5 protein-coding genes are annotated in these 3,231 nt (G+C 73.9%); 2 read left to right on the top strand and 3 right to left on the bottom strand.

Features of this window, described 5'->3' with window-relative positions; all coding sequences use genetic code 11:
• The 3 genes from KBB57_RS19970 to KBB57_RS19960 form a co-directional block, all read right to left on the bottom strand.
• The coding region (locus tag KBB57_RS19970) for a hypothetical protein (protein ID WP_290754140.1) at positions 1-202 on the bottom strand (202 nt) is incomplete at its 3' end.
• Positions 203-365: 163 nt separating this feature from the next.
• Positions 366-1,154 (bottom strand): SDR family oxidoreductase, encoded by a 789-nt coding sequence (locus tag KBB57_RS19965; RefSeq protein WP_290754137.1) that lies wholly within the window; start codon positions 1,152-1,154, stop codon positions 366-368.
• Positions 1,154-2,356 carry a M20 family metallopeptidase gene (locus KBB57_RS19960; protein WP_290754134.1) on the bottom strand — a complete coding sequence of 401 codons (1,203 nt, stop codon included), beginning with the start codon at positions 2,354-2,356 and terminating at the stop codon, positions 1,154-1,156. The genes KBB57_RS19965 and KBB57_RS19960 overlap by 1 nt, the downstream gene beginning before the upstream one ends.
• Positions 2,357-2,391: 35 nt before the next feature.
• Here KBB57_RS19960 and KBB57_RS19955 point away from each other — a divergent pair, with 35 nt between their 5' ends.
• On the top strand, positions 2,392-2,976 hold the full coding sequence (locus tag KBB57_RS19955; RefSeq protein WP_290754131.1) for a C-GCAxxG-C-C family protein: 585 nt from the start codon (positions 2,392-2,394) through the stop codon (positions 2,974-2,976).
• Positions 2,977-3,047: 71 nt separating this feature from the next.
• On the top strand, positions 3,048-3,231 hold a 184-nt coding region (locus tag KBB57_RS19950), incomplete at its 3' end, for a hypothetical protein (RefSeq protein WP_290754129.1).

Raw genomic sequence — 3,231 nt, 5'->3', positions numbered from 1 at the left:
CGCCGGCCGCCCGCTTGGCCAGCGTCAACGCGTTGTCCAGCTCGCCCGTCTCGCACAGCCCGCGGATCCACATGCAGTACATGCGGACCAGATCGTCGGGCGGCAGCTCCGGCTCCCACGAGCTGCGGAGCAGGCGAACCGCCGAGTCGGCGGCTCCCTGATCGAGGAGCGTGGCGATCGCGTCGAGCGGTAGGGTGGCCATGGCGACGACGGGAAACCTTTTTTGCACGGCCCCGGCGGACTGGCAATGCCATCGCAGAACCCGGTCCCTGGGGCCAGCGGCGCCGATGTGTGCGCCCTCATCCGGCACGGTCCGTCGTCCGCACCATCGCCCCCATCCCATCGCTCGCTGCGAGCCTGCACGCTCAGGTCTGGCGCACCGGGGCGCGACCGAGGTTACGCCGCCCGGCCAGGCGCACCAGCACGCTCCGGGGCGCGACCGCGGCGAGCCGCGCGAGCAACCGCGGGCCGATCCCTGCGTGCGACACCGGACGACCCTCCAAGAGGTCGCGCAGCGCTAGGGCCACCACGCGATCGGGCGCCATCCCTGCCTGCGGTCGACTCGCGCCCGCCGCCGCGAAGAACTCGGTCTCGACCGGCCCCGGACACGCGGTGCACACCGAGATCCCGCGCTCGCGCCACTCCTCCCGCAGCGCCAGCGCCAGCGCCAGCGCGTAGCTCTTGCTCGCCGCGTACACCGCGAAGTACGGCGCCGGCACATACGCCGCCGCCGACGCCACCTGCAGCACACCGGCGCCGGCGTCCATCCGCGACGCCAGCCCGCGCAGCAGCAGCGTGCCTGCGCGGACGTTCAGATCGAGCAGCCCCGCGATCGCCTCGGGGCTCTGCTCGAGCAGCGGTCCGAGCAAGCCGACGCCCGCGTTGTTGACCAGCAGCCGGACCCGCGCCCCGCTCGTCTGCGCCCGCGCCAGCACCACCTCGACACCTGACCCCAGGGACAGATCGGCCACGACCGCCACCCCGCGACCCGAGGCCAGCCCGGACGCGAGCGCCTGCAGCCGCGCCTCACGGCGCGCCACCAGCCAGATCTCGCCCACCCCCGCGAACGCCGGGTGGGCGTCGACCTGCCGCGCGAACGCCTCGCCGAGCCCCGACGACGCCCCCGTGATCACCGCGATCGTCGGCCCCGACATCACCCGAGCTCGGCGAAGCGGTCGCGCACGATGCCGAGGAACAGCCCGATCCCGGTCGGGATCAGCTCGTCGTCGAAGTCGAAGTCCGGGTGGTGACACACCGGCGTGTCCTCGCCCGGCCGCTGCGAACCGACGAAGAAGTACCCGCCCGGCACCGCCTGCGCGAGGTAGGCGAAGTCCTCGCCGCCCGCCATCGGCAAGCACTGCTCGCTGACCTTCTCGGCCCCCAGCTGCAGCGCCGCCACCCGGGCCACCGCCGCCGCGCAGCGCGGGTGATTGGCCGTCACCGGGTACCCCTCGTCCACCTCGAGATCGATCTTCACCCCGAAGCTCGCCGCCGTCCCCGCGATCACCTCGCGCAGCCGCTCCATCACCCGCGTCGTCACCCCCGCCTCGAAGCTGCGCACCGTCCCGCGCATGCGCGCCGTCTCGGCGATCACGTTGTGCGTCGTGCCGGCCGTAAACTGCGTGATCGAGACCACCGCCCCGCCCTGATACCCGAGCCCGCGCGACACCACCGTCTGTAGCGCGGTCACCAAGTGCGCCCCCGCCACCAGCGGATCGCGGCACAGCTGCGGCTGACTCGCGTGCCCGCCCTTCCCCGTGATCGTGATCGTCAGCTCGTGCACCTGCGCCAGCATCGCCCCGCTGCGCACGTGCACCTGTCCCTTGGGGAAGCCCGGCCAGTTGTGCAGCCCGTACACCTCGGCGACCCCGTCGAGCGCCCCCTCGGCCACCATCACCTTCGCCCCGCCGCCGCGCACCCCCTCCTCGGCCGGCTGAAACAGCAGGCGCACGTTGCCCGGCACCACCTCGCGGTGCCGGGCCAGCAGCTCCGCCACCCCGAGCAAGATCGCCGTGTGCCCGTCGTGCCCGCACTTGTGCGCCTTGCCGGCGTGCACCGATCGATGCTCGATCTCCGTGGTCTCGTGCATCGGCAAACAATCGAGGTCGGCCCGCAGCGCGATCACCGGCCCCGGCGCCCCCGGCCGCAGATCCGCGACCAGGCCGGTCTCCGCGCACACCCGCGGCGCATAGCCCCGCGCCTCGAGCCACGCGCGGCACAGCGCCTGCGTCCGCGTCTCCTCGAAGCCGAGCTCCGGGTGGCGGTGGATGTCTCGTCGCAGCTGCCGCAGCTGCGGCACCAGGGCCTCGATCTCGCCTCGCGGGTCCGTCCAGCTCATGCCCGCACGGTAGACCATGTCACCCCCGGGCGCGAGCGTGGCACACTGCCGCGATGAGCCCCGAACGCGGCGACCTCCCCGACCCGGCCAGGCTCCACAGCCCGATCCGCAGCAAGGCGCTCGTCCTCTACGACGGCACCCGCACCCCCCACCGCTCGTGTGGCATCGCCCTCGCCGAGGCCTTCGACCGCCCCACCGCCGCCTATCAGAGCCTGCGCCGCGGCGGCATCACCGGCCGCGGCACCTGCGGGGCCGTCGTCGCCGGCCAGCTCCTCCTCGGCGAATTCCTCGGCGACCCCGACCCCACCGGCAAAGTAACCCCCGAGCTCCGCGCCGCCGTGCTCGCCTACGACGACCGCATCGCCGCCGAGCTCGCCCGCGGCGCCTCCCCCGACCTCATCTGCAACCACCTCACCGCCCCCCACGGCGACTTCATGGGCCCCGCCCGGCACCACTTCTGCACCGCCCTCGTCGGCCAGGTCGCCGGCATCGTCGACGAGCTCCTGCGCGCGCACGGCGTCGACCACCGCGCCACCCCGGTGCGGCTCGCCGACGGCAGCGTGTTCGACCCCGAGGCTGTCCCTTCAGACAGGCCCGCCGTCACCGCCGAGAGCCCCGCGCCCTCGCACCGGCCCTGACGTCCGCGAGCGCCCGCGCCCGGCCGCCCGCGAGTTGCCAGGACGCGCCCCGCCGTGCAACCCTTGCCGCCATGCAGACTCAGCCCGCCGACGCGTCCGCAGCCCCGCCGCAGGCGCAACCTCCCGCCGGCTCGACCCCGCAGCCCGTCACCGACGAGGTGCTCTACGAGGGCATCGCCAAGCACAGCGCCAACATCGGCATCTACCTCATGTGGGTCGGCCTGTGCATCGTCGGCGGCCTCATCGGCTACGGCC

It is taken from the genome of Amaricoccus sp., assembly GCF_017993425.1.
Lineage (GTDB): Bacteria > Pseudomonadota > Alphaproteobacteria > Rhodobacterales > Rhodobacteraceae > Amaricoccus.
This window is presented reverse-complemented; position numbering and strand designations above follow the sequence as displayed.